We start from the raw sequence: 26,633 nt of genomic DNA on the forward strand, positions 1-26,633 counted from the left end.
ACCCAGGGATGCGGCTGGTCCTCACGTCATCTTCGCAAGCGGATTGCGTTTGGCTTGATGGCGGACGTAGTGGCCGCTAGCCGCTGCGCTTGTGACGCGAGCGCTGCGAAGGTGCATTGAACTGATAATACGGATTGAGATCGCAGGTCGCGGCGCGGCCTGAGGCTGTGGCGCGGCATTGCGGCATCGAGGTGAAAGAGCAATCATACCAATTCAGGCCGGCGCGACCGGCATAGACGTGCATGCAGACGGGATAGCGCGGATCGTAGGTCTGCGCATGCGAGGAGGTGACCGCGAGCAATGTCGCGATGGCCACGATGGGGTACAACCAGAGACGCATGAAGGGTGCTCCTGCACCGCACATCGACGATCGCTAATGCGGCTTCTTGTGGCGCCGGCGCGGCGGCTCCTCGGGCGCGTAATAGGGATTGACGTCACAGCTCGCCGCACGCCCCGACGCCGTGGCCCGGCATTGCGGCATCGAGGTGAAAGAGCAATCGAAATAATCACCGCCACCGCCGCCGATACCACCGTCGGTGTAAACATGCATGCACACGGGATAGCGCGGGTCGTATCTCTGGGCATTGACCGGTGCCGCGACGAACAACGTGGCAATCGCGGTGAGGGTCAAAATCGACAGGCGCATGGACTTAATCCCGAATCGACGGCGTCGGCCGGTCTGATGCCGACGACCTGCTATGGCATAACACGAGGCCGGCGGCGACTGTTCCTAGCGACCGATGACGGCAAGGTGAGCGCTGCGGGCTGCGGCGCTAGGCGCCGAGCCCCTGCAACACCAGCCGGTTCAGCCGCGCGGCAAACGCCGCCGGGTCCTCCGGCAATTCGCCGTCCAGGATCTGCGCCTGTTCGAGCAGGAGCAGGCTGAGATCGTCGACGGTTTTCGAGCCGGCTTGCGCCTTGGTGATCGCCGTCACCAGCGGATGCCGCAGGTTGATCTCGAGGATCGGCTTGGTGCGCAGGCCCCGGTTCTGCTGCGACAGGATGCGCTCGAGCTCGCGGCTCGGCCCCTGGCTGTCGGCGACGAGGCAGGAGGCCGAGCTGGTGAGGCGCGTCGAGGCCTTGACGTCGCTGACGCGCTCGCCGAGCGCTGCCTTGATCACGGCGACGGTGGCGGCCTCATCCGCGGCCGGCTCCTCCGTCTTCGTCGCATCCGCCTCGTCGACGCGCGGGATCAGGTCGAGATTGAGATCGCCCTGGCTCAGCGACTTCAGCGGCTTGCCCTCGAACTCCGACGGCATCGAGGTCCAGAAGGCGTCGACGGGGTCGGACAGCAGCAGCACCTCGATGCCGCGCGCGGTTGCCGCCTCGAGCCGCGGATTGGACTTCAGCCGCTCGATGCTGTCGCCGACGAGATAATAGATCTCGGTCTGGTTCGGCTTGAAATCGGCGATGACCTGCTTCAGCGAACGCTTCTCGCCCGACGTCGTGGTGAAGCGCGACAATGCCAGCAGCTTTTCGCGCCGCTCGAAATCCTCGTAAATGCCTTCCTTGAGCACCGCCCCGAACGCATCCCAAATCCTGGCAAAATTGTCTGGATCCTTGTCGGCGAGGCTTTCGAGCTCCGACACGACCCGGGTCGCCACCGCCTTGCGGATCTGCGTCAGCTGCGGATTGTTCTGCAGCATCTCGCGGGAAATGTTGAGCGGGAGATCCTCGCTGTCGACGACGCCGCGGATGAAGCGCAAATAGCCCGGCAACAGATCGGCATCGTCGGTGATGAAGACCCGGCGGACGTAAAGCTTCACGCGGCCCTTGCGGTTTGGCTCGAACAGGTCGAACGGCTTGGTCGAGGGCGCGAACAGCAGCACGGCGTAGGAATAGCGCCCCTCGGCGCGGTAATGCAGCGTCATCGCGGGATCGTCGAAGGCGGACGCGATCTGCTGATAAGCCTTCTTGTAGTCCTCGGGCGTCAGCTCGGATTTCGAACGCTGCCACAGCGCGCTCGCCGAATTGATCTGGCGCGGCTCGCCTTCTTCCGGCACGAGCTCGATGGGGAACAGGATGTTGTCGGAATAGGCATGAACGATGCGCTCGATCTCGAAGGCCTCGAGATATTTCCTGGCATCGTCCTTCAGGTGCAGGACGATCTCGGTGCCGCGGGTCACGCGCGCCGCCTCCTCGTCGCTGGCGCGGGCGATCTCGAAGCCGGAGCCTCCGGAGGAGGTCCAGGTCCAGACATCGCTCTCGCCGGCGCGGCGGCTGATCACGACGATCTTCTCGGCGACCATGAAGGCGGAATAGAAGCCGACGCCGAACTGGCCGATCAGGCCGAGGCCGTCCTTGGCCTCCTTCAGCTTGGACACGAACGCCTTGGTGCCGGAGCGGGCGATGGTGCCGAGATGATCGATCAGCTCCTGCCGTTCCATGCCGATGCCGTTGTCGGCGATCGTGAGCGTCTTGGCCTGCTTGTTGGGAATGATGCGGATCTTGAGCGCGTCGGCCTCGCCGAGCAGCGCCGGGCTGGCAATCGCCTCGTAGCGGAGCTTGTCGCAGGCGTCGGAGGCGTTGGAGACGAGCTCGCGCAGGAAGATGTCGGTCTCGGAATAGACGGAATGCACCATGAGGTGCAGCAGCTCGGAAACCTCGGCCTGGAAGGGCTGCGTATGCACAGCCGTGTCTGACGTCGTCATGCGTTTACCCGGTCAAAACGAAAGGGAAGAAACCCGGGATATAACGCGAGGCGACAGGGGATCAAGTGGACGTGAAAAATCGCCCTCCCGGCGGGAGGACGATCTGTTCGCTCGCTCGGCGGATCAGGTCACGCAACGACCGGGCTGGAGCAGCTTTGCGACCTCGGTCAGCGAGCTGACCATCGGCTCGCAGGCGATCGTCGGCTTGGTGCGCACCTTCTTCTGGTTCTGGAGCAGTGCTGGCGGCTTGGCATTGCCGGTCTCGATCGCCGCCGGGACCCGCAGCAGCACCGACGTGGCGGCGAGGTCGTTCAGCCGCATCGAGACGGTGCGGGTGGGAACCGCGGCCGGCTTGAGTTCGGCAAGGCGATCGGCTTTGCCGGCGCGATTGACATTGTGACTTGGGGCGTGACCTGGGGCGAAGCTCGCGCTGTGGCTGGGCACATCGGCGACCGCCTGCCAGCGGTCGGCCAGATCGTGACCGGAGGCCAATTGCACCGCGCCGAGCGTTGCGACAATCGCGATTGCGCTTAAAAATACCTTATGAATCTGTGACATGGCTGTCGGTCCCTCGCCCCATGGCGATCGCGGGAACAACGCGAGGGGAGGACCGGGGGTTCTTGGCCGCCACGATCACTTAACCGTGTCCGACAAACTCAGCAGCGTGCAAAAATTTCGCAAAATATTTCGGAAGGCGTGGAACGACTCGCCTGGACAGGAGTCGTCTCTGCAGCCGGCTATTCCCCCCTGCCCCATAAGCCGGCGACGTAGGGCGCGACTGTGGTGATGCCAGTCGCGCCTTACTTTTGTCTGCGGCCCACTTTGGTTCGAGTTACTGGGGCTTGCCCGCGAGCCAATCCCGCCCCTCACCGTAGAGCTTCTCGACCTCGGGCCCGGTCAGGCCCGGCATGTCGCGCTTGACCTTGTAGCCGATCAGCTCCTGCATGTAGGCGAGGTGGCGATAGCCTTCGGGCAGCGCGGCGAGCGCGGTCTGGTCGAGGCGGAGCGTCGCGGCGGGATCGACCGGGTCGATCCGGTCCTTCTCGTAGATCGGCTGGCGCCGGACGATGCCCCATTTTCCAATTCCTGATTGGTCTTGCCGCTTTTCTAGGAAATCATAGAAGCGTCCGGTGCAGACGACGTCGCAGAGCACGTCGTGCACCGGGGCGCGCTGCGAGATCGTCATCTTGGTCTGGGCGATCGCCCGCGCGCCGGCAAGATCGATGCTGGAGCCGCCGAGGAAATGCAGGATGCGCACACCCTTGGCAAAGCCCTCCTGGCTGACGCGCATGAAATCCCGCGCCGGCCCCTGAAACCAGGTGGCGGACATCCAGCCCTCCTCGTGCCAGACCGTGGCAAACCGCTCCCAGTCACCGGCATCGCGCCACACCGCCCAGTTCTCGACGAGGTCGCGGATGGCGAGACGATCGAGCAGTTGCTGGTCCATGGTCCGTATCTCCCGGCGGCTTGAGGCTGCGATGGACGTCATCGGCCCGACGTATCAATGGAGCAATTGGGTTGCCGTCAAGCAGGTGATGCTACACGGCCTTGCGAATTGCCCACAGCCAAGCAAACGCGACACGCGCAGCGGCTCTTGAAATCAACCAGACCGCGATTAATAATCGCAGCGATGCAGATGAAATTCTCCTTGCTGGCCGCGCTTCTCGGATTGCTCGCGACGCTCCCCGCATATGCGCAGACTGTGGCGTCAGACACCCAAGAAAGCTCTATCAACGCCTGGAAGAGGCAAGTTTCCAATCGGTTGGTCAGCAAGAGGATCTATCCGCGCAATTCGCCTACCGAAGGCGGTACGGCGAAAGTCCTGTTTGTTCTCGATCGGACGGGCAATTTGATCTCGAGCGCGCTGGCCGAAAGCACGGGCTCCGGCGAACTCGACGCCGCGGCCTTGGCTATGGTGGAAGCGGCTGCGGCATTTCCAGAGCCGCCCGCCGAGATTGACGAGGATGGTCTTCGCCTCACGGCGCCCATCGTCTTCAGGGCGAAAACGACGCTACCGTGGTCGGGCAGCCTACCGCCAGCAGAGTCGGCTGCAGAACAAGCCAAGGTCGATGCCAAGATGCGCAGCATCTGCCGGCGCTGCTGAAAAGGGTATGCAAAGAAACGGCGCGCCTTGCGACGCGCCGTCCTCTGGTTCGATACAGGTCTTCTTACGCCGCCGGCGCCTTCGGCGCGCGGTTGCGCGAGTTGCGCTGGAAGAACAGGGCCTGGCTCGCCACCGCCGATACCATCGCTGGCTGGAACGGTTTCGAGATCAGGAACGCCGGCTCGGGACGCTCGCCGGTGAGGAAGCGCTCCGGATAGGCGGTGATGAACACCACCGGCACCTCGAAGGTGCGCAGCAGCTCGTTGACGGCGTCGAGGCCCGAGGAGCCGTCGGCGAGCTGGATGTCGGCGAGGATGAGGCCGGGCCGCTTGTTCTTGGCCAGCGCCACCGCATCGGCATGGGTACGCGCGACGCCGACGACGTTGTGGCCGAGATTCTTCACCAGGCTCTCGAGGTCCATGGCGATGAAGGTCTCGTCCTCGATGATCAGCACGTCGGTTGCGATCTCGGCCGCCATCTCGCGTCCGGCGGTATCCGCCAGCCGCCGCGTCTCCGCAACGTCGGTGCCGAGGATGAAGGCGACTTCCTCCTCCGAGAATCCCTCCAGCGAGAGCAGCAGGAAGGCCTGCCGCGGCAGCGGCGTGATGTTCGACAGCCGCCGCTCCGGCGGCATCGGCAGGGTCGTCACCTCCGAATCGTCGTTGACGGAGACCGAATTCCAGATCTGGGTGAACAGCCGGAACAGCCCGACGCGGGGTCCATGGCTCTCGTCGAGCACCGACGGATCTCCGAGCATGGCTTCCAGCATGGCTGCGACATAGGCGTCGCCGGATGCCTGGCTGCCCGTCAGGGCGCGCGCGTACCGGCGCAACAACGGCAAGTGTTCGGCAACGAGCTGTGAACGGGACATCCCCACTCCATTCATCTTCGGGCCAAACCTGGCAACGCGGGGGGCCCGGGTTCCCCTGCTGGCTGTTTACGCCTCACGCCAAGAAAAGTTCCGCCAGAGGGGGAACTTTTTCTCGAACCTGGAATTGTGCCTATCCAGGGAACGGCTCCCGGTTGAGAAAACTTCTCGATTTTACAGTAACTTAACTCGGGGAAACGTGGAACAGGTCATGAAAGATCTCAAGTCTCAAGCAACCAGAAGCACGACCCCCGGCAAGGGAGGGCTCACTCCGGAGATTCAATCCCGGATCGGGCATCAGCTCCGCGCCATGTATGACGACGTGGTGCGGCAGGGGGTTCCGGATCGGTTCGCAGAACTGATCAAGAAGCTTGATGCCCAGGGAGCCACACCCCAAGTGGAAAATGACGGGGGATCTAACGACAACAACAATGGGAGGGATTAATGCCTCTCACAGACTCCCTGCGTAACGACATCCTGGCGGCCGTGCCCAGTCTGCGCGCGTTTGCCATCTCGCTGAGCGGCAATGCCGACCGCGCCGACGATCTGGTGCAGGAGACGCTGCTCCGCGCGCTCGCCAACATCGACTCGTTCCAGCCCGGCTCCAACCTGCCGGCGTGGCTGTTCACGATCCTGCGCAACCTGTTCCGCTCGGACTATCGCAAGCGGCGGCGCGAGGTCGAGGATGCCGAAGGCAACTACGCCAAGACGCTGAAGACACAGCCGTCGCAGAACGCGCATCTCGAATTCGAGGAGTTCCGTACGGCGCTCGACAAGCTTCCGCAGGACCAGCGCGAAGCGTTGATCCTGGTCGGCGCCTCCGGCTTCTCCTACGAGGACGCGGCTTCGATCTGCGGCTGCGCAGTCGGCACCATCAAGAGCCGCGTCAACCGCGCGCGCTCGAAGCTCGCCGCGCTGCTCTATGTCGACGGCGCCGAGGACTTCGGGCCGGACGAGACCGTGCGGGCCGTGATCGGCGGCAGCGGCGGCTGACCGCCGGCGTCGTCAAGTTCGAGACACCAGGAAGGCGGCCGCTTCTGCGGCCGCCTTTGCATGAGTGCGAGAGCCACGCCGCCCGCGCCGATCACTCCTCCACGAAGGTCACGGTCTCGGCCACGCTTGCACGCGAGGTGCGGTAGCTGTTGACCTTGTGGGCGTGGTCGGCATAGCCGAACGAAATGCCGCAGACGACGCGGCGATCGTCGGGCAGGTTGAAGTGGCGGCGGATCAATCCGGAGTGCCGCGCAAGCGCGGCTTGCGGAATGGTGCCGAGCCCGAGCGCCTGCGCGGCCAGCATGAAATTGGAGACATAGGCGCCGCAATCGATCGCACCGTAAATGCCGAGCGGCTCGTTGGTGTGGATGATCGCAACATGCGGTGCGCCGAAAAAATTGTAGTTCTCCAGCGCCTGCTTGGCGTAAGCGCTTCTGTCGCCGCGGGCGATGCCGAGCGTGTTGTAGAGCTGAAAACCGCTTTCGCGGCGGCGCTCGAGGTAGACGCCGACATATTCGCGCGGGGGCGTGAAGTCGTAATCGTCGCCGAGGCCCCTTGAAGCTTCCGCGTAGATCGCCTGGCGAAAACGCTCCTTGGCTTCGCCGCTGGCGATGACGACCTGCCAGGGCTGGCTGTTGCACCAGGACGCGGTGCGCTGCGCGGTGGTCAGCACATGCTCGATGGTCGCGCGATCGACGTCCTTCGGAAGAAACGCGCGGACGGAGTAGCGCTCGTTGAGCAGCTCTTCGAGCACGCCGATGCGGTCTTGGGTCTGGCTCACTTTTGCATCCATGAATTGGCTCGCGCTCTCGTAGGGTGGGCAAATACGCGCAAGCGTCGTACCCACCGACAGACTTCCCCGAAGCATCTGCAAATGGTGGGCACGCTTCGCTTTGCCCACCCTACGAGATACCGCGAGACGTGAGGTCACCGCCCCTTGGTCGGGATCTTGTTATATGGCACGTCCTTGTCGACGCGGATGTCGCCGGGCAGGCCCAGCACGCGCTCGGCGATGATGTTGCGCAGGATCTCGTCGGTGCCGCCGGCGATGCGCATCGAGGGCGAGGACAGCAGCATCTGCTGGAACTGGCCCTGCACGGTTTCCTCGTCGCTGCCGGTGAGAACGCCGGCCGCACCCTGCAGGTCCATGGCGTAGGTCGCGATGTCCTGCAGCATCATGCCCGAGACCAGCTTGCCGATCGAGTTCTCCGGGCCCGGCCGCTCGCCCTTCGACAGCGCCGAGATCGTGCGGTAGCTGGTATATTTCAGCGCGTTCGACTTCGCCGCCCAGCTCGCCAGCTTCGAGCGCACGGCGGGATCGTCGATGGCCAGGCCATCCTCGAGCATGAGGTTGGAGCAGAACTCGAACATCTCAGGCACGCCGGTCGCAAGCCGCGCGCCGATCGACATGCGCTCGTTCATCAGCGTCGTCAGCGACACGCTCCAGCCCTCGCCGACCGCCCCGAGCCGCTGGCTGTCCGGGATCACGACATCGGTGAAATAGACCTCGTTGAACTCCTGCATGCCGTTGGCCTGCTTGATCGGGCGAACCTCGACGCCGGGGCTCTTCATGTCCAGGAAGAACATGGTGAGCCCCTTGTGCTTGGGCACATTGGGATCAGTCCGCGCGATCAAAAGGCCATAGTCGGAATAATGCGCGCCCGAGGTCCAGATCTTCTGGCCGTTGACGACCCAGTCGTCGCCCTTCTTCTCGGCACGCGTCCGCAAGCCGGCCACGTCCGAACCGGCGGACGGTTCGGAGAACAGCTGGCACCAGATCTCCTCGCCCGAGGCGAGCTTCGGCAAGTACCGGCGCTTGGCGTCCTCGCTGCCGAACGCCATCACCGTCGGGCCGCACATGCCCTCGCCGATCTGGAACGGCTGCGTCAGCTTGCCGTAGACGCCCTCCTCCTGCTGCCAGATCACCTTCTCGATCGGTGTGGCACCGCGGCCGCCATACTCCCTAGGCCAGTGCAGGCAGGCCCAGCCCGCATCAGCCTTCTTCTTCTGCCAGGCCTTGCCGACCTCGACGATGTCGCGGCCGGCAAGACGAATGCGGCCGAGCGAGGATTTTGACAGCTCGGCATGCAGCTCCTTCGGCGCATTGGCGTCGATCCATTTGCGCGCGGTCTCGCGGAACGCGGCTTCCTGCGGGGTGTCGTCGAAATTCATGGCACTTCCCTTTCTTGTCATTCCGGGGCGCGCAACGCGCGAACCCGGAATCTAGAGCTTGCAATTCACTTCGAGATTCCGGGTTCGGCTCCTCGAGCCGCCCCGGAATGACGGCTAATTCCTTCCCTTCGTCGGGATCTTGTTGAACGGCACATCCTTGTCGACACGGATATCGCCGGGCAGGCCCAGCACCCGCTCGGCGATGATGTTGCGCATGATCTCGTCGGTGCCGCCTTCGACGCGCGTTCCGGGCGCGCGCAGCAGCATGGCCTGGAAACGGCCGGCCAGCTCGGCATCCTCGCCGCTGATCACGCCGTTCGCGCCTTGCAAGTCCAGTGCGTAGGTCGCGACGTCCTGGATCATCGAGCCCGCCACCAGCTTGCCGATGGAGTTTTCCGGCCCCGGCCGCTCGCCTTTCGACAGCGCCGAGATCGCGCGCATGCTGGTGTATTTCAGCCCGCTCGCCTTCACCGCCCAGTTCGCCAGCTTCGAGCGCACCGCGCGGTCCTCGATCGCGGGGCCGTCGTCGAGCATCAGGCTGGAGCAGTACTCGAACAATTCAGGGAAGCCGGTCGAGACCGCCGCGCCGATCGCGCTGCGCTCGTTCATCAGCGTGGTCAGCGAGACGTTCCAGCCGTCGCCGACCTCGCCGAGGCGCTGGTGGTCGGGAATGCGGACATTGGTGAAATAGACCTCGTTGAAGTCGGACGCCCCGCTCGCCTGCTTGATCGGCCGCACCTCGACGCCGGGGCTCTTCATGTCCAGGAAGAACATGGTGAGACCCTTGTGCTTGGGCACGGTCGGATCGGTGCGGGTGAGCAAAATGCCGTAGTCGGAATAATGCGCGCCCGAGGTCCAGATCTTCTGTCCGTTGACGATCCAGTCGTCACCGTCCTTCTCCGCGCGCGTACGCAGGCCTGCCACGTCGGAGCCACCGGCCGGCTCGGAGAACAGCTGGCACCAGACCTTCTCGCCGGAGGCGAGCGGCGGCAGATAGGTGCGCTTGTGCTCTTCGCGCGCGAACGCCATCATGGTCGGCCCGCACATGCCGTGGCCGATGATGAACATGCGGGACAACTGGCCGAACGGCCCCTCTTCCTGCTGCCAGATCACGCGCTCGATCGGCGACGACCCACGGCCGCCATATTCCTTCGGCCAGTGCAGGCAGGCCCAGCCGGCATCGGCCTTCTTCTTCTGCCAGGCCTTTGCGACGTCCAGGATGTTGGCGTTCTTGAGCACGGTGCGGCCGAGCGAGGATTTGCGCAGCTCCTCCTCGTATTGCTTGGGCGCATTCGCCGCGATCCAGGCGCGCGCGGTGGCGCGAAATTCGGCTTCCTGCGGGGTGTCGTCGAAGTTCATGGTTCAGCCCTCAGCCGCGCATTCATCTCGTAGGATGGGTAGAGCGCAGCGAAACCCATCTCTTTCAATCTTCGCGTGGCGATGGGTTTCGCTTCGCTCTACCCATCCTACAAATCGGTGCTTACGCCGCGTTCTTCTTGCGCATGCGGTCGATCAACTGGTCCTCCCAATAGCTGAGGCTGCCGAGCCCGAGCGCCATGGCGTTGGCGCGGCGGTAGTACATGTGGCAGTCGAACTCCCAGGTGAAACCCATGCCGCCGTGAACCTGGATGTTGTTCTTGGCGCAGTGCTGGAAGGCCTGCGTCGCGCTGATGCGCGCGGCGGCCGCGGCCTCCGACAGCTCGGCGGCGTTGGTCGAGAGCGCCCAGGCGCCGTAATAGCTGTTGGAGCGCGCCAGCGTCGCCGAGACGTACATGTCGGCGAGCATGTGCTTGACCGCCTGGAACGAGCCGATCTGGCGACCGAAGGCGATGCGATCGAGCGCGTAGTCGCGGCCCATCTCCAGCGCCCGGTCGGCGCCGCCGACCTGTTCGAACGCGCAGAGCACCGCGGCGCGGTCGAGCACCTCTGTGAGGATGCTCCAGCCTTCGCCGGCGGAGCCGAGTGGCTCCGCCTTGGCGTCCTTGAAGGTGATCTCGGCCTGCCCGCGGGTCGGATCTAGATTGGTGAGGCTTTTCACCTCAACACCGCCAGCCTTCAGATCGACCAGGAACAGCGAAATGTCGCTGTCGCGCCCGCTCGATCCGGTGCGCGCGGCAACGACCGCAAAGTCTGCAATGGCACCATCGGGGACGGGCTTCTTGACGCCGTTGAGCGCGCCGTTCGCGGCCGTCAGCTTGACATTCTTCGGCGACGGATTGCCCTTGCCCTCGAACAGCGCCAGCGTGCCGATGGCTTCGCCCGAGGCGATCGCAGGCAGCCATTTCTTCTTCTGCGCCTCGCTGCCGGCGATCAACAGCGCTTCGGCGGCAAGGTAGACGGTCGAGGAGAACGGCACCGGCGCATTGGCCCGGCCCATCTCCTCCGCGATCACGCAGAGCTCGAGATGGCCGGCCCCGGCGCCGCCGAACTCTTCCGGAATCGCGACGCCGAGGAAGCCCATCTCGGCGAGGCCCTTCCACAGCTCCCTGTCGTAAGGCGCCTTGCCGTCGAGCACCACGCGCACCGCCTTGGGCGAGCACTTTTCAGCGAGGAATTTGCGCGCCTGGTCGCGGAGCTGCTTCTGGTCGTCGGAGAAATCGAAGTTCATGGCGGGCTACCCTTTGTTATTCGTTGTCAATGATTGGCACCGTCATTCCGGGGCGCGCGTACGCGAGCCCGGAATCCATAACCACCAGCCGGGGTTATGGATTCCGGGCCTGGCCCTTCGGGCCATCCCGGAATGACGAGGAGAGAGTTGCGCGCTCATCGCAGCACGATCACCTCGTCATCCGGCGTGTCCGCATAGAGCCGCTCCACCAGCGCGGCGCGGCGCTCGAGGCCGGCGCGCTGGTTGATATAGCCCTTGTCGGTGAGCTCGTTGCCGTCGATCGAGGGCGGCTCGACCATCAGCATGGCGCGCGCGATGATGCGGCTGCTGGCGCCCTCGCATTCCTTGTTATGCGCTTCCAGCCCGCGCCTGAAGCAGGCGATCACCTCGGGGTGCCTCACGGCATCGGCAAAGCTCAGATCGGGATTGCCGGCGAGCTGCCGGCAGGCGTGAAGGTTCGGCCAGGCGAGCAAGCCGATGAACGGGCGGTCCTGACCCGCGACCAGCGCGTCGTGCACCACCGGCGTCGCCGCCGCTATCGCATCGGTGCGGAGCGAGCCGACATGCACGAAGGTGCCTGTGGTGAGCTTGAAATCTTCGACCACCCGCCCGGCAAAGATGATGCCCTTCACCGGATCGGTATCGTCCACGAAAACACCGGCATCGCCGATGCAGTAGAAGCCTTCTTCGTCGAACATCTTCTTCGTCAGCTCCGGCTGGCCGAAATAGCCGGGCGTGACGTTGACGCCGCGCAGGCGCAGCTCGTATTTCGAGCCGCACGGCACCATCTTCAATTCGACCCCGGGGAACGGCAGGCCGATCAGGCCGACGCGCTCGGTGTCCCAATAGGTGCCGGTCGAGGTCGGCGCGGTCTCGGTCGAGCCCCAGCCGGTGTAGAACACGATGCGCTCGCCGGTGGTCTTCACGGCGAGAGCCTGCATGCGGTCATAGAGATCGTCAGGCAGCCGCGCGCCGCCATAGGCCATGATCGACAGATTCTTGAAGAACGAGCGGCACAGCGCGTCATCCTTTTCCATGGCGGCTGCAAGCGCCGCATAGCCGGCCGGCACGTTGGCGTAATAGGTCGGCGAGATCTCGCGCAGGTTCCGCAGCGTCTCCTCGAACTGGCCCGGCATCGGCCGGCCGTCGTCGATATAGAGCGTGCCGCCATCGATCAGGATCGGGTGGAATGCCGCGTTGCCGCCCATGGTGTGATTCCACGGCATCCAGTCCAGCATGGTCGCAACAGGGCCGTCAGGCGAGCGTGGCCGCACCTGCATCATCATCGCGGCATTGGCGCACATCATCTCCTGCGTGTTGATGACCGCTTTTGGCATGCCGGTCGAGCCCGACGTGAACAGCAGCTTGCCGACGGTTTGCGGCGTAATTCCTGCGATCGAATCCTCGACGTCCTTCGTGACCGGCGTGGCCGCCAACTCGGCAAAGCTGACGCTTGTGATGCCCTCACAAGGCCGCGCGACGTGAACCACGGTGACGCCGGCGAGATTGAGCGCCTTCAGCGCCTTCTCGAAGGTCGGACCGTCCTGCACCATCACCACGGCCGGCTTGATCAGGTCGAACAGGTACTTCAGCTTGACGTGATCGTGGCTCATCAGCGAGTAGGCCGGCGACACCGGCGCCGCCGGTGAGCGAGCCTGCATCGCCGCCTGCGTCATCAGCGCATGCTCGATCGAATTGCCGGAGAGGATCGCAACGGGGCGACCATCGAGCCCGAGATTGAGCAGGCCTTGCGTCAGCGCATCCACGGTGCGCTTGGCTTCGGCATAGGAGACCTTGCGCCATTCGCGGTTCGGGCCGCCGCGCTGCGCCAGCCAGATGCGCTCGGGCGCTTCCTTCGACCACTTCGCCAGCGACGCCGGAATGTGCTTCTCGTAAGCTTGCAGGGGAATGCGCGACTTCAGCACCACCGTGCCGTCGGCGCGGCGCTCGACGTCGATGTCGCGCTTGAGCCACTCCACTTTGCGAAAGGCGGGCTTCGTCATTACCGCCGCCGCGCTTCCACCCATTTTGCGTCTCCCGGAATTATGTCCTTCGCGGATCTTCGTGGTTCAGCGCTTGATATAGACAGGCTTTCGCTTCTCAAGGAAGGCCCTGATCCCTTCCGAAAATTCCTCCGAGCGGCTGCAGAGGACCTGGTTGCGATCCTCCATCGCGATCGCGGCCTCCAGCGAACCGGCATCGACGCTCATGTTGAGGCATTCCTTTGAGAGCCTCAGCCCCACGGGCGAAGCCGTCATCATCGCCTCGACATAGGGCTCGGCCGCTTCGTCGAGCTTGTCCTCGTCCACGACCTCCACGACCAGGCCGACCGCAAGCGCCCGCTCGGCGCCGATGAAGCGCCCGGTGAGGATCAATTCAGATGCTACGGAGACGCCGACGAGGCGCGGCAGGAAATAGCTGGTGCCGATATCGCAGCCGCCGAGGCCGAGCTTGATGAAGGCGCAATTCATCCGCGCCGATTTCGTCGCGATGCGGATGTCGGAGGCGAGTGCCAGCGCAAAGCCGCCGCCCGCGGCCGCGCCCTGCACCAGCGACAGGATCGGCTGCGGACAACGCCGCATCAGCATCACGATGTCGGCGATGCGGCGTTGCGAATCCAGCGACTCCGTGACGCCAGGCGGCTCTTGCTGCCCGGCACGGCGCGCCATCGCCGCCTTGAGATCGAGTCCCGCGCAAAAATTCTTGCCGGCGCCCTTGAGCACCACGACACGCGTGTCGCGGTTGCGCTGCAGGCCCTGGAAATAGACGTTGAGCGCGTCGATCAGCGCAGGATCGAGCGCGTTGAGGTGTTCAGGCCGGTTCAGCGTCACCCGGTCGACGCCGTCGTCATGCTCGATCAGCAACGGTTGGGACATGGGCGACTTTCCTCCATCCTCAACGATGGTGCCGATTGCTGCGCCCTCTCCCTTGTGGGAGAGGGCATGTACGCCGCTCGACAAGAGCTCGCTCGGGTGAGGGGTCTGTCTCCGCGGAGAGAACCCCTCATCCGGCGCTTCGCTCCACCTTCTCCCACATCCGCCTTCGCCTGAAGGCTTCGGCGGACAAGAGGGGAGCGGAAAAAGGAGCTTACCGCGGCGCCATGCGGATGGCGCCGTCGAGACGGATGGTCTCGCCATTCAGCATCGGGTTCTCGACGATGTGCACGGCGAGCGAGCCGTATTCGGCGGCATCGCCGAGACGCGAGGGATGCGGCACCTGGGCGCCGAGGCTCTTGCGGGCCTCTTCGTTCAGACCCATCAGCAGCGGCGTGAAGAACAGGCCGGGCGCGATGGTGTTGACGCGGATCTTCTGGCTGGCGAGATCGCGCGCGGCCGGCAAGGTCAGGCCGACCACGCCGCCCTTCGACGCCGAATAGGCGATCTGGCCGATCTGGCCTTCGTAAGCCGCGACCGACGCCGTGTTGATGATGACGCCGCGCTCTTCACCGACGGGCTCGATCGTGACGAGGCGCTCGGCGAACAGGCGCAGGCAGTTGAAGGTGCCGATCAGATTGACGTTAATGATGCGCGCGAACTTTTCGAGCGGATAGACGCCGTCGCGGCCGACGATGCGCTGCGAGCCGCCGATGCCGGCGCAGTTCATCAGCACGCGAGCGACGCCATGCGCGGCTTCGGCTTTCGCGATTGCCGCCTTGATCTGCTCTTCGCTGGTGACATCGGCATGCAGCGCGACGCCCTTCACTTCGGCGGCAACCTTCTCGGCGTTGTCCTTGTTCTGGTCGATCACGCCGATCTTGGCGCCTTTGGACGCCATGGCGCGGGCGGTCGCCTCACCGAGGCCTGAGCCGCCGCCAGTGATGAGAACGGCTACGTCTTTCAACTGCATCGCTTGTACCTTTCCTCTACCTTTTCCTTGGGCGTTTCTTCTCTAGACTCTAAGAGTTCGGCCGATTATCCGGCCGCGGCAGCTTCCTCGACTTGCGTGAGGATGCCGCCGCAGATCAGCGTTTCCATGTGCTTGATATATTGCCGGCAGACATCATCGGTGACCGGGCCGACGCCGGTCGCGCGGGACATCGCGTGCCGGCCGAAGAACAAATGATCGCAGGCACCGATCAGGCTGGTGTAGAACAACACCGGATCGGTCGGGCGGAATTCGCCGCGGTTGACGCCTTCGGCCAGCAGGCGGCGGTGGAAATCCAGCAGCGGGGCGACGAAGAACTTCGAGACCTCATCGGCCGAGCCCGCGCTGGTTTCGTGCAGGAGATAGTGGATCAGCCGGTTCATATAGGGGAACCGGTGATAGGCGCGGATGATGCCGGCGATATGCAGCTTGAGCTTCGCCGTCGCCGTGATCGGCTGCGCCAGCAGATATTCGAGGTTGGACATCTCGGTCGCAGCATCCCGTGCAAGCAGCGCCAGCAAGAGGCCGTCCTTGTTGCCGAAGTGATATTTGACCAGGGCGGCGTTGGCGCCCGACTTCTGCGCGATGTCGGACAGCGAGATCTCGATCGAGGAGCGTTCGATCATCAGCTCGCTCGCGGCCACCAGCAATTTCTCCGCCGTGGAATTCTTCCCGCTGGGGAGCCTGTTCGGTACGCTGGTAGCCACGGAAGATCCCTGTTCGCCGCTCGGAGCGGGCGCAGATAAGCCCAAGCAGCGCCTCATCACAAGAGTTAATTGATCGATTGACTAAACGATCTCCCGTCCCTTAAATCCGTCCCCGACAACCAACCCAAGCAAGAATTCAGGGAGAAACCGACATGGCCGAGGCTTACATCGTCGCCGCCGCGCGCACCGCCGGCGGGCGCAAGGGGGGCCGCCTCGCCGGCTGGCATCCGGCCGATCTCGCCGCGAAGGTGCTGGACGAGCTGGTCGATCGCACCAAGGTCGATCCCGCACTGGTCGAGGACGTGATCATGGGCTGCGTGATGCAGGTCGGAGAGCAGTCCAACAACGTCGCGCGCAACGCGGTCATGGCCTCGAAGCTGCCGGAGAGCGTGCCGGGCACCTCGATCGACCGCCAGTGCGGCTCCTCGCAGCAGGCGCTGCACTTCGCAGCGCAAGCCGTGATGTCGGGCGCCATGGACGTGGTGATCGCGGCCGGCGTGGAATCGATGACCCGGGTTCCGATGGGCCTGTCCTCGCAGCTTCCCGCCAAGAACGGCTTTGGCAATTACAAGAGCCCGGGCATCGAGAAGAAGTACCCGAACATCGTGTTCAGCCAGTTCACCGGCGCGGAGATGATGGCCGAGAAGTACGGCCTCTCCAAGGATGACCTCGACCAATATTCCTACGACAGCCATCAGCGCGCGATCGCGGCGACGCAAGGAGGCCACTTCAAGAAGGAGATCGTGCCGCTCGAGATCACCCGCGCCGACGGCTCGAAGGACACCCACCACATCGACGAGGGCATCCGCTTCGACGTCACGCTCGACGGCATCAGGGGCGTCAAGCTGATCGCCGAGAACGGCAAGCTCACCGCGGCCAGCGCCAGCCAGATCTGCGACGGCGCCTCCGGCGTCATGGTGGTGAACGAGAAGGGCCTGAAGCAGCTCGGCGTCAAGCCGCTCGCGCGCGTCCATCACATGACCATGACCGGCGGCGATCCCGTCATCATGCTGGATGCGCCGCTGCACGCGACCAAGCGCGCGCTGGAGAAGGCCGGCATGAAGATCGGCGACATCGACCTGTTCGAGGTCAACGAGGCCTTCGCTTCGGTGCCGACCGCATGGCTGAAGAGCACCGGCGCCGATCCCGAGCGTCTCAACGTCAACGGCGGCGCCATCGCGCTCGGCCATCCCCTCGGCGGCTCCGGCACCAAGCTGATGACGACGCTGGTCCACGCCCTGCATCAGCGCGGCAAGCGCTACGGCCTGCAGACCATGTGCGAAGGCGGCGGCATGGCCAACGTGACGATCGTGGAGCGGCTGTAAGTCCTCCTCGTGTCCCGGACGCGCTGCGGCGTGAAACGCCGCGGCGCAGAGCCGGGACCCATGCCTCACAGTGGACCCCGGATCTGCAGCGCACCGCTACGCGCTGCGCTGCGTCCGGGGAACGTCACATCCATTCGCCGGTATCAAAGCAGCCCATGACCCACCCCTCCATCCACGCCCGCACCACGCCCGACAAGATCGCCTACCAGATGGCCGGGACCGGCAAGGCGATCACCTATCGCGAGCTCGACGAGCTCTCGAACCAGGGCGCGCAGCTGTTTCGCTCGCTCGGGCTGAAGGCCGGCGACCACATCGCGCTATTGATGGAGAACCGTCTCGCCTTCATGGAGCTGTGCTGGGCTGCGCAGCGCAGCGGGCTCTATTACACCGCGATCAGCCGCTATTTGAAGCAGGACGAGATCGACTACATCATCGCCGATTGCGGCGCCAAGGTCGTGATCACCACCCCGAAATGCGCCGACCAGATCAAGGGCCTGAACAAGGGCGCCGCCGGCGAGCCGATCTTCTACATGATGGACGAGCCGCTGCCCGGCTTCCGCTCCTACGACAAGGAAGCCGCCGCGCAGCCGACGACGCCGATTGCCGATGAGGTCGCCGGCTACGACATGCTGTATTCGTCCGGCACCACCGGGCGGCCCAAGGGCGTCAAGAAGGGGTTTGAAGGCAAGCCCATCGACGAGCCGAATCCGCTTCTGCGCGTGCTCTGCGCCGACATGTGCGGCATGAACACCGACAGCATCTATCTGTCACCGGCGCCGCTCTATCACGCTGCTCCCTTGCGCTTCAACATGATGGCGATCGTGCTCGGCGGCACCTCCATCATCATGGAGCACTTTGACGCCGAAGAGTTCTTGAAGCTGGTCGAGAAGTACAGGGTCACCCAATCGCAGCTCGTGCCGACCATGTTCGTGCGCATGCTGAAGCTGCCGGACGAGGTCCGCACCAAATATGACGTCTCCACGCTCAAAGGCGCCATTCACGCCGCCGCTCCCTGCCCGGTCGACGTCAAGGCAAGGATGATCGAATGGTGGGGCCCGATCCTGATCGAGTATTACGCGGGTTCGGAAGGCAACGGCGTCACCGTCTGCAGCTCGCAGCAATGGTTGGAGCATCGCGGCAGCGTCGGCCGTGCCGTGGTCGGCAAGGTCAAGATTCTGGACGAGAACGACGAGGAGCAGCCGGTGGGCGAGATCGGAACGGTCTATTTCGCCGATGCCCCTGCCTTCACCTATCACAACGACCCCGAGAAGACGAAGAAAGCCTATAATGCCAGGGGCTGGTCGACGCTCGGCGATGTCGGCTACCTCGACAAGGACGGCTTCCTCTATCTCACCGACCGCAAGTCCTACATGATCATCTCCGGCGGCGTGAACATCTATCCGCAGGAGACCGAGGACGTGCTGATCACCCACCCTGACGTCGCCGACGTCGCGGTGTTCGGCGTCCCGAACGAGGAAATGGGCGAAGAGGTCAAGGCGGTGGTGCAGCCGCACGACATGACGCGTGCCGGCAAGGCGTTCGAGGCCGATCTGATCGCCTATTGCAAGGGCCGCCTCTCCGCCATCAAGTGCCCGCGCTCGATCGATTTCGAGCCCGAGCTGCCACGCACGCCGACCGGCAAGCTGGTGAAACGGCATCTGCGCGATCGGTATTGGCCGAAGACGGCAGCGAAGATTTAAGGGAGAATTCGTAGGGTGGATTAGCGAAGCGTAATCCACCTCTTCTCGTGCAGCGCCATAAGGTGGATTACGCCTTCGGCTAATCCACCCTACGCTTCTCGCGCCCGCCGTCTCAATCAAACAAGCTCGGCGTGTGGTTCACCAGCGCGCCTTCGATCTCGAGCATCTTCAGCTTGGTCACCACGCCGCCGTTGGCCGAGAAGCCTCCGGGCTTGTTGCCGGCGGCAAGCACGCGATGGCAGGGGACCACGATCGGGCACGGGTTGCGGCCGAGCGCCTGGCCGACATCGCGCGACAGCTGAACGCCGCCTAGCTGCTTGGCGATATCGCCATAGGTGATGGTCTTGCCCGGCGGAATCGCGCGGGCGATCTCATAGACGCCGCGGTTGAACTCGGGCACGCCGTCGAGGTCGAGCGGAATGTCGGTGAGGTCATCCGGCTCGCCCGCGAGCAGTCTTGTCATGCGGTCGATCGCCTCTCGCACCTCGGCGGTCGGCTCGGCTTCGGTGGCCTCGGCGTGGCGCTGGCTGATGCGGGTGCGGATCTTCTGCTCGCCACCCATGGGCAATTGCGTGCCGTTGATGCCGCGCGGGCCCCAGGCGATGGCGCAAAGGCCGATCCTGGTATCGAACAGGGCAAAATGCTGGTCGGTCATGACTTGGTTCCTGGCTTGCGTCCTCGTCGCATGCCCCCATCGTGATCTCGGAGCAAATCTAGGCTTGGAAATAGTTGCGATCCACCCGGTTTCCGGGAATCTTGCACAGGAGTTCCGCCTGCCTCGCGAGTCCAGAATGCAAAGCCTCCACGTCAACGGTTACGACATGCCCTATCTCGACGTGGGCGAGGACAGGGGCCGGCCGCCGCTGGTCTGCGTGCACGGCTCGCTCAACGACTTCCGCGTCTGGGGCTGCGTGCTCGGACCGCTGACGCAGCAGCGCCGCGCAATCGTTGTCAGCCTGCGGCATTTCTTTCCCGACCGCTGGGACGGCATCGGCGACACCTATTCGATCGCCCAGCATGTCCAGGACGTCATCGCCTTCATCGAGAAGCTCGACCTTGGCCCCGTTGACCTGATGGGCCATTCCCGCGGCGGGCACATCTGCTTTCGCGTAGCTCAGCAACGCCCCGATCTGCTGCGACGGCTCGTCCTGGCGGAGCCCGGCGGCGAGCTCGATGCCAGCCTCGATCCCGATTATGTCGGCGGCCCCTCGCCGCTCCTGGCGCGCTTCACGGCTTCGGCCGAGAAGATCGCCGCCGGCGATGTCGACGGCGGCCTCGCCGTCTTCGTCGACACGCTGGAAGGCGCCGGCACCTGGCCGCGGCTGCCGGCGATGGTGAAGCAGAACCTTCGCGACAACGCCTATACGCTGATCGGCCAGGTCCGCGACAACCGCCCGCCCTTCTCGAAGGCGGATGCGGAGTCCATCAAGATGCCGACACTGTTCATCCTGGGGGCGCGGACCAAGGGCCTGCTGCCGAAGGTGCTGCACGCGCTCGCAGCGCATGTGCCCTATTCCAAGACCGCAATCATCCCGAACGCGACGCATCCGATGTTCGAGCAGGCGCCGCAAAAATTCTCCGAAGTGGTCCTGGATTTCCTGGCGGGCTGATCATGCAGACATTTCGCATCAACGATTACGACATGGCCTATCTCGAAGTCGGGAGCGGCCCGCCGCTGGTCTGCGTGCACGGCACGCTCGGGGATTTCCGCACCTGGTATTCGGTGCTCGGTCCGCTGTCGAAGGCCCATCGCGTGATCGCGGTCAGCCTGCGGCATTTCTTCCCCGAGCATTGGGAAGCCGTCGGCGACGACTACAAGATGGCGCAGCACGTCGCCGACGTGATCGCGTTCATCGAGCAGGTGAAGCCCGCGCCCGTGGACCTGATGGGCCATTCGCGCGGCGGCCACATCGCGTTTCGCGTGGCGCAGGCGCGGCCGGATCTGCTGCGAAAACTGGTGCTGGCCGAGCCGGGCGGCGATCTCGACGCCAGCCTGCCCGTGCCCGAAGGCACGCCAGCGCATCCGCCGCTGGCGGCGCGCACGGCGCGCTCGGTCGAGATGATCCGCGCCGGCGATCTCGAGGGCGCGTTGCAGAATTTCTACGAAGGCATCGAAGGCGACGGCGCCTGGCGGCGCGTGCCGGCGGCGGCGAAGCAGCAGCTGCGCGACAACGCGCTCACCTTCCTCGGCCAGATCAACGAGCAGCGCAGGCCCTACACGCTCGAGGACGCGCAGGCGATCAGGACGCCGACGCTGCTGATCGGCGGCAGCGCGACGACAGGAAGCCTGTCGGTGTTGTGGCGGGTGCTGGCCGCGCACATCGCGGGAGCTGAGACGGCGGTGATTCCGAACGCCGGCCATTGGATGTTCGAGCAGGCGCCGCTGGAGTTCGGCGAGGTGGTGAACCGGTTCTTGGCGGAGTAGGCGTTGTAAGGAGCGCACCGTCGTTGATCTCCCTCTCCCCGCTTGCGGGGAGAGGTGAAAAACAAGACCTCACGCTTTCCACACGCCGACCGGCATCTTGATCGCTGCGTTCAGCCGGTTCCAGACATTGATGGTCGCGATCGACAGGATCAGCGTTGCGAGCTCGCGTTCGTCGAAATGCTTGTCGGCCTCGCTCCAGACCGCATCCGGCACCGGATCCTCGCGATCGGCGAGACGGGTGACGGCCTCGGTCAACGCCAACGCGGCGCGCTCGGCCTCGGTGAAATAGGGTGCATCGCGCCAGGCGGACACGGCGAACAGGCGCTCGTCGGTCTCACCCAGCTTGCGGGCGATCTTGGGATGCATGTCGACACAGACGCTGCAACCGTTGATCTGGCTGGCGCGCAGGTGCACCAGTTCCAGGAGCCTTTCCGGCAGGCCCTGCTTGGTCAGGTTGCCGAGGGACTGAAGGATATTCATGGCCTCGGGGAGGACCATGACGGGGTGATTCATGCGGGCGTGCATCATTTTCGTCTCCATCGCTCGAATTTCGAAGGTTCCGGTCACATCGGCCGGATCGGCTTCGTCATGGGCATGACGGATCGCGACGAGGGAATGTGACCGATGACCGAGCAAAATTTTCTCACTGAACAGTTCGAGGCCAGCAGGGACCATTTGCGCGCGGTCGCCTACCGGATGCTGAGCTCCCGCGCCGAGGTCGACGATGCCGTGCAGGAGGCCTGGCTGCGGGTCAGCCGCTACGACATGTCCGATATCGCGAATTTGCGCGGCTGGCTGACCACCGTGGTCGCGCGCATCTGCCTCGACATGCTGCGCGCCCGGAAGTCGCGCAAGGAAGAACCGATGGGCCCTCATGTGCCGGAGCCGGTCGACGAGACGCCGCTGCGCGAGGCTGAGATGCCCGCCTCGGTCGGCGCGGCGCTGCTCGTCGTGCTGGAAACGCTGCAGCCTGCGGAGCGGCTCGCCTTCGTGCTGCACGACATGTTTGCGGTGCCCTTCGAGGAGATCGCGCCGATCGTCGGCCGCTCGGTCGAGGCATCGCGCCAGCTCGCCAGCCGGGCGCGGCGGCGCGTGCAGGGCGCGCCGGTCCCCGAGACGGACCTGTCGCGTCAGCGCACCATCGTCGATGCCTTCCTCAAAGCGTCGCGCGAGGGCAATTTCGAGGGGCTGCTGGCCGTGCTCGATCCCGACGTCGTCTTCCGCGCTGACGAGGCCGCGGTGCGGCTCGGCACGCTGGCTGAGATCCGCGGCGCGGATGCGGTCGCGCAGCTCTACAAGGGCCGTGCCCAGGCGGCGCGGACGGCGCTGGTCGACGGCGAGATCGGCGTGGCCGTCATCCTCGGCGGGCAGCTGCGCATCGCGCTGCGCGTGACATTCAAGAACGACCGTATTGCCGGGATCGAGGCCTTGGCTGACGCGGAGCGGATCGCCGCGCTGGAGGTGGAGGTGCCGGAGGGCTGAGGCCGGACGCAATATCGCGAAAACAACCCCATGCACAGTAGACGGGGCTAGCGATATCAACGGCTTAGCCAACGCCACGCGAGGGGCATTGCACCACCCTCCGATACCGCTTGACGCCTCCCCCGTCGAGGCGTAGCGTCGAATACGGAATTCCGTATTCCTATTTCGGAGCTGCCGGCGTGATCCCCCTCGACCCGCTCCCGAATCTGATCGACCAAGTCTATGCGCGCATCCTGGAGGCGATCTCCGACCGCACGCTCAAGCCCGGCCAGCGCATCCGCCAGAACGAACTCGCCGACAAGCTCGGCGTGTCGCGCCAGCCGGTGTCGCACGCGCTGCATCTGCTGCACCGGCAGGGTCTCGTCGCCGAGAGTGGCAAGCGCGGCTTCGAGGTCACCCAGCTCGATCCTGCGCGCATCCGCCAGCTCTACGAGGTGCGCGGCGCAATCGATGCGCTGGCGGCCCGGTTAGCTGCGATACGCGCGGGACACGACGCAGCCGGCCGCGCGCGGTTGGAAGCGGCGCTGGCCGCCGGAGGTCGCATCGACCGCACCACGACTTTGGCCGAGCTCATCGTGCTCGACGTCGATTTTCACCGCGCGATCTATCAGCTCGCCGGCAATCCCGTGATCGAGGAGACGATCGCGCCGCAATGGCCGCATATGCGCCGCTCGATGGCGACGGTGCTGTCGGAGCTCGACTATCGCGGCAGCGCCTGGGCCGAGCACGCCGGCATCGCCGGGCATATTCTCGCAGGCGATGCGAGCGCGGCCGAACGCGCCGCGCTGGCGCATGCGCAAACCGCGGGACGGATGACCGAGGAGAGGTTGAGGGCGACGAACGAGGCGGCGTAGCCGCAACACACGCCGTCATTCCGGGGCGTCGCGAAGCGTCGAGCCCGGAATCCATCAGGCGGCACGCGCTGAGGATAAATGGATTCCGGGTTCACGCTTCGCGTGCCCCGGAATGACAAATAACAAAACAGGAGGACGACCCGATGAAACTGTCTCAGGAGCAATTGGAGTTCTTCCACCGCGAGGGCTGGTTGTTCCTGCCCGAGCTGTTCAGCCAGGAGGAGGTCGATCTGCTGGCGCGCGAGGCGGTCGGCATCTACGACACCAACCGGCCGGAAGTCTGGCGCGAGAAGAGCGGCGCACCGCGCACGGCGTTTGCCGCACATCTCTACAACGAGGCGTTCGGCATCCTCGGCGCGCATCCGCGCATGATCGAGCCGGTCGAGCAATTGTTCGGCGAGCCGGTCTACATGCACCAGTTCAAGATCAACGCGAAATCGGCCTTCACCGGCGACGTCTGGCAATGGCACCAGGATTACGGCACCTGGAAGCGCGACGACGGCATGCCGGAGCCACGGGCGATGAACATCGCGATCTTCCTCGACGAGGTGATGCCGATCAACGGCCCCTTGATGCTGGTGCCGCGCAGCCAGAACGCCGGCGATCTCGAGGCCTCGCACGACCTCGCCACCACCTCCTATCCGCTGTGGACGCTGGACGAGGCGACGGTGACGCGCCTCGTCGCGCAAGGCGGCATCGTCGCGCCGACCGGCAAACCCGGCGGCATGCTGATGTTCCACGGCAATCTCGTGCACGGCTCGAGCGGTAACATCACGCCCTATCCGCGCAAGATCGTGTATCTGACGCTGAACGCGGTCTCGAACTACATCCGGACCCCCACGCGGCCGGACTATATCGCCCATCGCGATTTTACGCCGATCAAGACCGTGGACGACGATGCGCTACTGCGGCTCGCCCGTGCACCGCGGCAGGCGGCGGAGTAGTCTGTCATTCCGGGGCGACGCGTAGCGTCGAGCCCGGAATCCATCGGGCCGCAGAGACTGCGGAAGAATGGATTCCGGGCTCGCGCTTCGCGCGCCCCGGAATGACGAACGTTGATAGCTCACCTCGCCTGACAGCCATATCGCTCACGGACCCTTCCCATGAACCTCTTCCGCCTCCTCCAGGCCCGCGCCTCCGCCGGCAGGCCGGTCCGTGTCGCTTTGATCGGTGCGGGTAAATTCGGCTCGATGTTTCTGGCGCAGGTGCCGCACACGCCCGGGCTGGAGGTGCCCATCGTCGTCGACATCGACTGCGAGCGCGCGCGCGAGGCCTGCCGCACCGTCGGCTGGGACGCCGAGCGCATAGCTGCGACGATGTTCACCGACGACGGCGCGCGTGCCATCGCCGACGGCGCGATGGACGTGGTGGTGGAGGCGACCGGCAATCCCGCCGCGGGGATCAAGCATGCGCGTGCCGCGATCGCCGCGGGCAAGCATATCGTGATGGTGAATGTCGAAGCCGACGTGCTGGCGGGCCCGCTGCTCGCCGAGGAAGCGCGCAAGGCGGGTGTGGTCTATTCGCTCGCTTATGGTGACCAGCCGGCGCTCACCGCCGAGATGGTCGATTGGGCCCGCGCCACCGGCTTCCGCGTCGTCGCGGCCGGCAAAGGCACGAAATACCTGCCGGCCTACCATGACGTGACGCCTGACGGCGTCTGGCAGCATTACGGCCTGACCGCAGGCGAAGCGCAGTCGGCCGGCATGAATCCGCAGATGTTCAACTCGTTTCTCGACGGCACCAAATCGGCGATCGAGATGGCCGCGATCGCCAATGCCTGCGCGCTCGACGTGCCCGCGGACGGCCTGCTGTTTCCGCCCTGCGGCGTCGACGATCTGCCGCACATCATGCGGCCGCGCTCGCGCGGCGGCGTGCTGGAGCGGCCCGGCGTGGTCGAGGTCGTCTCCTCGCTCGAGCGCGACGGCCGGCCTGTATTCCGCGACCTGCGCTGGGGTGTCTATGTCGTGTTGGAGGCTCCGAGCGATTATGCCGCCGACTGCTTCCGGCAATACGGGCTAAAGACCGACGCCAGCGGCCGCTATGCCGCGATGTACAAGCCCTATCACCTGATCGGGCTCGAGCTGAACATCTCGGTGCTGTCGGCCGCGCTGCGGGGTGAGCCGACCGGCCAGGCCAGCGGCTTCCGCGGCGACGTGGCGGCGGTCGCCAAGCGCAATTTGCGCGCGGGCGAGTTGCTCGACGGCGAGGGCGGTTACACGGTGTGGGGCAAGCTGGTACCGGCGGCCGCGAGCCTGAAGGCCGGCGCGCTGCCGATCGGCCTCGCACACCGGGTGAAGCTGAAGCATGACCTCGCGCACGGCGCGGTGGTGCGCTGGAGCGATGTCGAGTTCGACGCGAGCAATGAGACGGTAAAGACGCGCAAGGCCATGGAGGCCGCGTTCGCAGCGCAGCATTGACGCGTGTCGCCGGCGGCGCAGCCAAAGTGGTCTTGCTTTGCTGCCGCCCTTTCGTCATCCTGACCGCGATCCGGAAAGAAATTTCGGACACTTAATAACGTCGACCACCGGCGAAGACAAAGCGGCACCAAGACCGCAATCCCCTCGTCGAGGACTCGGCATCACAGGAGGGAAATGCATGGAACGTCGTAAATTCCTGACGGCAGGCGGGCTGGGCCTAGCCGCAAGCGCAGTCGCAGCGCCAGCTATCGCGCAATCGATGCCCGAGGTGAAATGGCGGCTCGCCGCGAGCTGGCCGAAATCACTCGATACGCTCTATGGCGGCTGCGAATATTTCTGCAAGCGCGTTGCCGAGATTACCGACAATCGTTTCCAGATCCAGCCCTTTGCTGCCGGTGAGCTTGTGCCTGGCCTGCAAGTGCTCGACGCCGTCTCCAACGGCACGGTCGAGATGGGCAACACC

General features: G+C 64.8%; 28 protein-coding genes (1 of these 28 only partly in view). 12 read left to right on the forward strand and 16 right to left on the reverse strand.

The window, feature by feature from the left end; all coding sequences use genetic code 11:
• Nucleotides 1–76: 76 nt before the first annotated feature.
• The 5 genes from E4K64_RS27020 to E4K64_RS27040 form a co-directional block, all read right to left on the reverse strand.
• On the reverse strand, nucleotides 77–340 hold the full coding sequence (locus E4K64_RS27020) for a DUF3551 domain-containing protein (protein ID WP_135166192.1): 264 nt from the start codon (nucleotides 338–340) through the stop codon (nucleotides 77–79).
• 33 nt (nucleotides 341–373) lie between these two features.
• Nucleotides 374–646, reverse strand: coding sequence for a DUF3551 domain-containing protein (locus tag E4K64_RS27025; protein WP_135166193.1), 273 nt, complete (start codon nucleotides 644–646; stop codon nucleotides 374–376).
• Between the two features lie 127 nt (nucleotides 647–773).
• Entirely contained in the window at nucleotides 774–2,651 is a 1,878-nt protein-coding gene (gene htpG, locus E4K64_RS27030; protein ID WP_135166194.1) for a molecular chaperone HtpG, read from the reverse strand.
• Nucleotides 2,652–2,774: 123 nt separating this feature from the next.
• Complete coding sequence (locus E4K64_RS27035) at nucleotides 2,775–3,209, reverse strand: hypothetical protein (RefSeq protein WP_135166195.1); 435 nt, start codon at nucleotides 3,207–3,209, stop codon at nucleotides 2,775–2,777.
• Between the two features lie 274 nt (nucleotides 3,210–3,483).
• Nucleotides 3,484–4,098 carry a nuclear transport factor 2 family protein gene (locus tag E4K64_RS27040; protein WP_167772281.1) on the reverse strand — a complete coding sequence of 205 codons (615 nt, stop codon included), beginning with the start codon at nucleotides 4,096–4,098 and terminating at the stop codon, nucleotides 3,484–3,486.
• 183 nt (nucleotides 4,099–4,281) lie between these two features.
• On the opposite strand from E4K64_RS27040, the gene E4K64_RS27045 reads away from it, so the two are divergent.
• The gene (locus E4K64_RS27045; RefSeq protein ID WP_167772282.1) at nucleotides 4,282–4,755 is read left to right on the forward strand and encodes a TonB family protein; all 474 of its coding nucleotides are present in this window, start codon (nucleotides 4,282–4,284) and stop codon (nucleotides 4,753–4,755) included.
• A gap of 64 nt (nucleotides 4,756–4,819) precedes the next feature.
• On the opposite strand, the gene E4K64_RS27050 is transcribed toward E4K64_RS27045, so the two are convergent.
• Nucleotides 4,820–5,626, reverse strand: a complete 807-nt coding sequence (locus E4K64_RS27050) for a response regulator (protein ID WP_167772283.1) — start codon at nucleotides 5,624–5,626, stop codon at nucleotides 4,820–4,822.
• A 208-nt stretch (nucleotides 5,627–5,834) separates the two neighbouring features.
• Here E4K64_RS27050 and E4K64_RS27055 point away from each other — a divergent pair, with 208 nt between their 5' ends.
• Nucleotides 5,835–6,068: a NepR family anti-sigma factor gene (locus E4K64_RS27055; RefSeq protein WP_164718820.1), complete on the forward strand. Its 234-nt coding sequence runs from the start codon at nucleotides 5,835–5,837 to the stop codon at nucleotides 6,066–6,068.
• Nucleotides 6,068–6,616 carry a sigma-70 family RNA polymerase sigma factor gene (locus E4K64_RS27060; protein WP_018316216.1) on the forward strand — a complete coding sequence of 183 codons (549 nt, stop codon included), beginning with the start codon at nucleotides 6,068–6,070 and terminating at the stop codon, nucleotides 6,614–6,616. Before E4K64_RS27055 ends, E4K64_RS27060 begins: the two co-directional genes overlap by 1 nt.
• A gap of 91 nt (nucleotides 6,617–6,707) precedes the next feature.
• Here the strand turns inward: E4K64_RS27060 and E4K64_RS27065 are convergent, their stop codons facing one another.
• The 8 genes from E4K64_RS27065 to E4K64_RS27100 form a co-directional block, all read right to left on the reverse strand.
• Complete coding sequence (locus E4K64_RS27065) at nucleotides 6,708–7,409, reverse strand: nitroreductase (protein WP_135166199.1); 702 nt, start codon at nucleotides 7,407–7,409, stop codon at nucleotides 6,708–6,710.
• 134 nt (nucleotides 7,410–7,543) lie between these two features.
• Nucleotides 7,544–8,788 carry an acyl-CoA dehydrogenase gene (locus E4K64_RS27070; RefSeq protein WP_135166200.1) on the reverse strand — a complete coding sequence of 415 codons (1,245 nt, stop codon included), beginning with the start codon at nucleotides 8,786–8,788 and terminating at the stop codon, nucleotides 7,544–7,546.
• 114 nt (nucleotides 8,789–8,902) lie between these two features.
• Complete coding sequence (locus E4K64_RS27075; RefSeq protein WP_135166201.1) at nucleotides 8,903–10,147, reverse strand: acyl-CoA dehydrogenase; 1,245 nt, start codon at nucleotides 10,145–10,147, stop codon at nucleotides 8,903–8,905.
• Nucleotides 10,148–10,268: 121 nt separating this feature from the next.
• Entirely contained in the window at nucleotides 10,269–11,396 is a 1,128-nt protein-coding gene (locus E4K64_RS27080; RefSeq protein ID WP_135166202.1) for an acyl-CoA dehydrogenase family protein, read from the reverse strand.
• 155 nt (nucleotides 11,397–11,551) lie between these two features.
• Nucleotides 11,552–13,423: an AMP-binding protein gene (locus E4K64_RS27085; protein ID WP_135166203.1), complete on the reverse strand. Its 1,872-nt coding sequence runs from the start codon at nucleotides 13,421–13,423 to the stop codon at nucleotides 11,552–11,554.
• A gap of 42 nt (nucleotides 13,424–13,465) precedes the next feature.
• On the reverse strand, nucleotides 13,466–14,272 hold the full coding sequence (locus tag E4K64_RS27090) for an enoyl-CoA hydratase/isomerase family protein (RefSeq protein WP_135166204.1): 807 nt from the start codon (nucleotides 14,270–14,272) through the stop codon (nucleotides 13,466–13,468).
• Between the two features lie 211 nt (nucleotides 14,273–14,483).
• Nucleotides 14,484–15,242, reverse strand: coding sequence for an SDR family NAD(P)-dependent oxidoreductase (locus E4K64_RS27095; protein WP_135166205.1), 759 nt, complete (start codon nucleotides 15,240–15,242; stop codon nucleotides 14,484–14,486).
• Nucleotides 15,243–15,307: 65 nt separating this feature from the next.
• A complete protein-coding gene (locus E4K64_RS27100) occupies nucleotides 15,308–15,910 on the reverse strand; it encodes a TetR family transcriptional regulator (RefSeq protein WP_135166227.1) in 603 nt (200 codons plus the stop codon).
• Nucleotides 15,911–16,119: 209 nt separating this feature from the next.
• On the opposite strand from E4K64_RS27100, the gene E4K64_RS27105 reads away from it, so the two are divergent.
• Both E4K64_RS27105 and E4K64_RS27110 read left to right on the forward strand, forming a co-directional pair.
• On the forward strand, nucleotides 16,120–17,292 hold the full coding sequence (locus E4K64_RS27105) for an acetyl-CoA C-acetyltransferase (RefSeq protein WP_135166206.1): 1,173 nt from the start codon (nucleotides 16,120–16,122) through the stop codon (nucleotides 17,290–17,292).
• A gap of 155 nt (nucleotides 17,293–17,447) precedes the next feature.
• A complete protein-coding gene (locus E4K64_RS27110) occupies nucleotides 17,448–18,992 on the forward strand; it encodes an acyl-CoA synthetase (protein WP_135166207.1) in 1,545 nt (514 codons plus the stop codon).
• Nucleotides 18,993–19,104: 112 nt separating this feature from the next.
• Here the strand turns inward: E4K64_RS27110 and E4K64_RS27115 are convergent, their stop codons facing one another.
• A complete protein-coding gene (locus E4K64_RS27115) occupies nucleotides 19,105–19,647 on the reverse strand; it encodes a methylated-DNA--[protein]-cysteine S-methyltransferase (protein WP_135166208.1) in 543 nt (180 codons plus the stop codon).
• Nucleotides 19,648–19,783: 136 nt separating this feature from the next.
• On the opposite strand from E4K64_RS27115, the gene E4K64_RS27120 reads away from it, so the two are divergent.
• Nucleotides 19,784–20,602, forward strand: coding sequence for an alpha/beta fold hydrolase (locus E4K64_RS27120; RefSeq protein ID WP_135166209.1), 819 nt, complete (start codon nucleotides 19,784–19,786; stop codon nucleotides 20,600–20,602).
• A 2-nt stretch (nucleotides 20,603–20,604) separates the two neighbouring features.
• Nucleotides 20,605–21,417 (forward strand): alpha/beta fold hydrolase, encoded by an 813-nt coding sequence (locus E4K64_RS27125; RefSeq protein WP_135166210.1) that lies wholly within the window; start codon nucleotides 20,605–20,607, stop codon nucleotides 21,415–21,417.
• Nucleotides 21,418–21,486: 69 nt separating this feature from the next.
• On the opposite strand, the gene E4K64_RS27130 is transcribed toward E4K64_RS27125, so the two are convergent.
• Entirely contained in the window at nucleotides 21,487–21,942 is a 456-nt protein-coding gene (locus tag E4K64_RS27130) for a carboxymuconolactone decarboxylase family protein (protein ID WP_135166228.1), read from the reverse strand.
• Nucleotides 21,943–22,041: 99 nt separating this feature from the next.
• On the opposite strand from E4K64_RS27130, the gene E4K64_RS27135 reads away from it, so the two are divergent.
• The 5 genes from E4K64_RS27135 to E4K64_RS27155 all read left to right on the forward strand — a co-directional run.
• Nucleotides 22,042–22,899 (forward strand): sigma-70 family RNA polymerase sigma factor, encoded by an 858-nt coding sequence (locus tag E4K64_RS27135; protein ID WP_135166211.1) that lies wholly within the window; start codon nucleotides 22,042–22,044, stop codon nucleotides 22,897–22,899.
• Between the two features lie 179 nt (nucleotides 22,900–23,078).
• Nucleotides 23,079–23,753 (forward strand): GntR family transcriptional regulator, encoded by a 675-nt coding sequence (locus tag E4K64_RS27140; protein ID WP_135166212.1) that lies wholly within the window; start codon nucleotides 23,079–23,081, stop codon nucleotides 23,751–23,753.
• Between the two features lie 143 nt (nucleotides 23,754–23,896).
• The gene (locus tag E4K64_RS27145; protein WP_135166213.1) at nucleotides 23,897–24,697 is read left to right on the forward strand and encodes a phytanoyl-CoA dioxygenase family protein; all 801 of its coding nucleotides are present in this window, start codon (nucleotides 23,897–23,899) and stop codon (nucleotides 24,695–24,697) included.
• 159 nt (nucleotides 24,698–24,856) lie between these two features.
• Nucleotides 24,857–26,170, forward strand: coding sequence for an NAD(P)H-dependent oxidoreductase (locus tag E4K64_RS27150; RefSeq protein ID WP_135166214.1), 1,314 nt, complete (start codon nucleotides 24,857–24,859; stop codon nucleotides 26,168–26,170).
• A 178-nt stretch (nucleotides 26,171–26,348) separates the two neighbouring features.
• Nucleotides 26,349–26,633 carry the 5' end (the start) of a TRAP transporter substrate-binding protein gene (locus E4K64_RS27155; RefSeq protein WP_135166215.1) on the forward strand. Its footprint extends 804 nt past the window's final position, so the window shows 285 of its 1,089 coding nt (coding positions 1–285); its start codon is at nucleotides 26,349–26,351; its stop codon lies beyond the right edge, outside the window.

This window comes from Bradyrhizobium frederickii, assembly GCF_004570865.1.
In the GTDB taxonomy this organism is placed as follows: domain Bacteria; phylum Pseudomonadota; class Alphaproteobacteria; order Rhizobiales; family Xanthobacteraceae; genus Bradyrhizobium; species Bradyrhizobium frederickii.

What these genes read in the sequence shown, in the direction of transcription:
- E4K64_RS27020 (WP_135166192.1), bottom strand. Translation starts at nt 340, where the DNA reads ATGCGTCTCTGGTTGTACCCCATCGTGGCCATCGCGACATTGCTCGCG.
- E4K64_RS27025 (WP_135166193.1), bottom strand. Translation starts at nt 646, where the DNA reads ATGCGCCTGTCGATTTTGACCCTCACCGCGATTGCCACGTTGTTCGTC.
- htpG (WP_135166194.1), bottom strand. Translation starts at nt 2,651, where the DNA reads ATGACGACGTCAGACACGGCTGTGCATACGCAGCCCTTCCAGGCCGAG.
- E4K64_RS27035 (WP_135166195.1), bottom strand. Translation starts at nt 3,209, where the DNA reads ATGTCACAGATTCATAAGGTATTTTTAAGCGCAATCGCGATTGTCGCA.
- E4K64_RS27040 (WP_167772281.1), bottom strand. Translation starts at nt 4,098, where the DNA reads ATGGACCAGCAACTGCTCGATCGTCTCGCCATCCGCGACCTCGTCGAG.
- E4K64_RS27045 (WP_167772282.1), top strand. Translation starts at nt 4,282, where the DNA reads ATGCAGATGAAATTCTCCTTGCTGGCCGCGCTTCTCGGATTGCTCGCG.
- E4K64_RS27050 (WP_167772283.1), bottom strand. Translation starts at nt 5,626, where the DNA reads ATGTCCCGTTCACAGCTCGTTGCCGAACACTTGCCGTTGTTGCGCCGG.
- E4K64_RS27055 (WP_164718820.1), top strand. Translation starts at nt 5,835, where the DNA reads ATGAAAGATCTCAAGTCTCAAGCAACCAGAAGCACGACCCCCGGCAAG.
- E4K64_RS27060 (WP_018316216.1), top strand. Translation starts at nt 6,068, where the DNA reads ATGCCTCTCACAGACTCCCTGCGTAACGACATCCTGGCGGCCGTGCCC.
- E4K64_RS27065 (WP_135166199.1), bottom strand. Translation starts at nt 7,409, where the DNA reads ATGGATGCAAAAGTGAGCCAGACCCAAGACCGCATCGGCGTGCTCGAA.
- E4K64_RS27070 (WP_135166200.1), bottom strand. Translation starts at nt 8,788, where the DNA reads ATGAATTTCGACGACACCCCGCAGGAAGCCGCGTTCCGCGAGACCGCG.
- E4K64_RS27075 (WP_135166201.1), bottom strand. Translation starts at nt 10,147, where the DNA reads ATGAACTTCGACGACACCCCGCAGGAAGCCGAATTTCGCGCCACCGCG.
- E4K64_RS27080 (WP_135166202.1), bottom strand. Translation starts at nt 11,396, where the DNA reads ATGAACTTCGATTTCTCCGACGACCAGAAGCAGCTCCGCGACCAGGCG.
- E4K64_RS27085 (WP_135166203.1), bottom strand. Translation starts at nt 13,423, where the DNA reads ATGGGTGGAAGCGCGGCGGCGGTAATGACGAAGCCCGCCTTTCGCAAA.
- E4K64_RS27090 (WP_135166204.1), bottom strand. Translation starts at nt 14,272, where the DNA reads ATGTCCCAACCGTTGCTGATCGAGCATGACGACGGCGTCGACCGGGTG.
- E4K64_RS27095 (WP_135166205.1), bottom strand. Translation starts at nt 15,242, where the DNA reads ATGCAGTTGAAAGACGTAGCCGTTCTCATCACTGGCGGCGGCTCAGGC.
- E4K64_RS27105 (WP_135166206.1), top strand. Translation starts at nt 16,120, where the DNA reads ATGGCCGAGGCTTACATCGTCGCCGCCGCGCGCACCGCCGGCGGGCGC.
- E4K64_RS27110 (WP_135166207.1), top strand. Translation starts at nt 17,448, where the DNA reads ATGACCCACCCCTCCATCCACGCCCGCACCACGCCCGACAAGATCGCC.
- E4K64_RS27115 (WP_135166208.1), bottom strand. Translation starts at nt 19,647, where the DNA reads ATGACCGACCAGCATTTTGCCCTGTTCGATACCAGGATCGGCCTTTGC.
- E4K64_RS27120 (WP_135166209.1), top strand. Translation starts at nt 19,784, where the DNA reads ATGCAAAGCCTCCACGTCAACGGTTACGACATGCCCTATCTCGACGTG.
- E4K64_RS27125 (WP_135166210.1), top strand. Translation starts at nt 20,605, where the DNA reads ATGCAGACATTTCGCATCAACGATTACGACATGGCCTATCTCGAAGTC.
- E4K64_RS27130 (WP_135166228.1), bottom strand. Translation starts at nt 21,942, where the DNA reads ATGCACGCCCGCATGAATCACCCCGTCATGGTCCTCCCCGAGGCCATG.
- E4K64_RS27135 (WP_135166211.1), top strand. Translation starts at nt 22,042, where the DNA reads ATGACCGAGCAAAATTTTCTCACTGAACAGTTCGAGGCCAGCAGGGAC.
- E4K64_RS27145 (WP_135166213.1), top strand. Translation starts at nt 23,897, where the DNA reads ATGAAACTGTCTCAGGAGCAATTGGAGTTCTTCCACCGCGAGGGCTGG.
- E4K64_RS27150 (WP_135166214.1), top strand. Translation starts at nt 24,857, where the DNA reads ATGAACCTCTTCCGCCTCCTCCAGGCCCGCGCCTCCGCCGGCAGGCCG.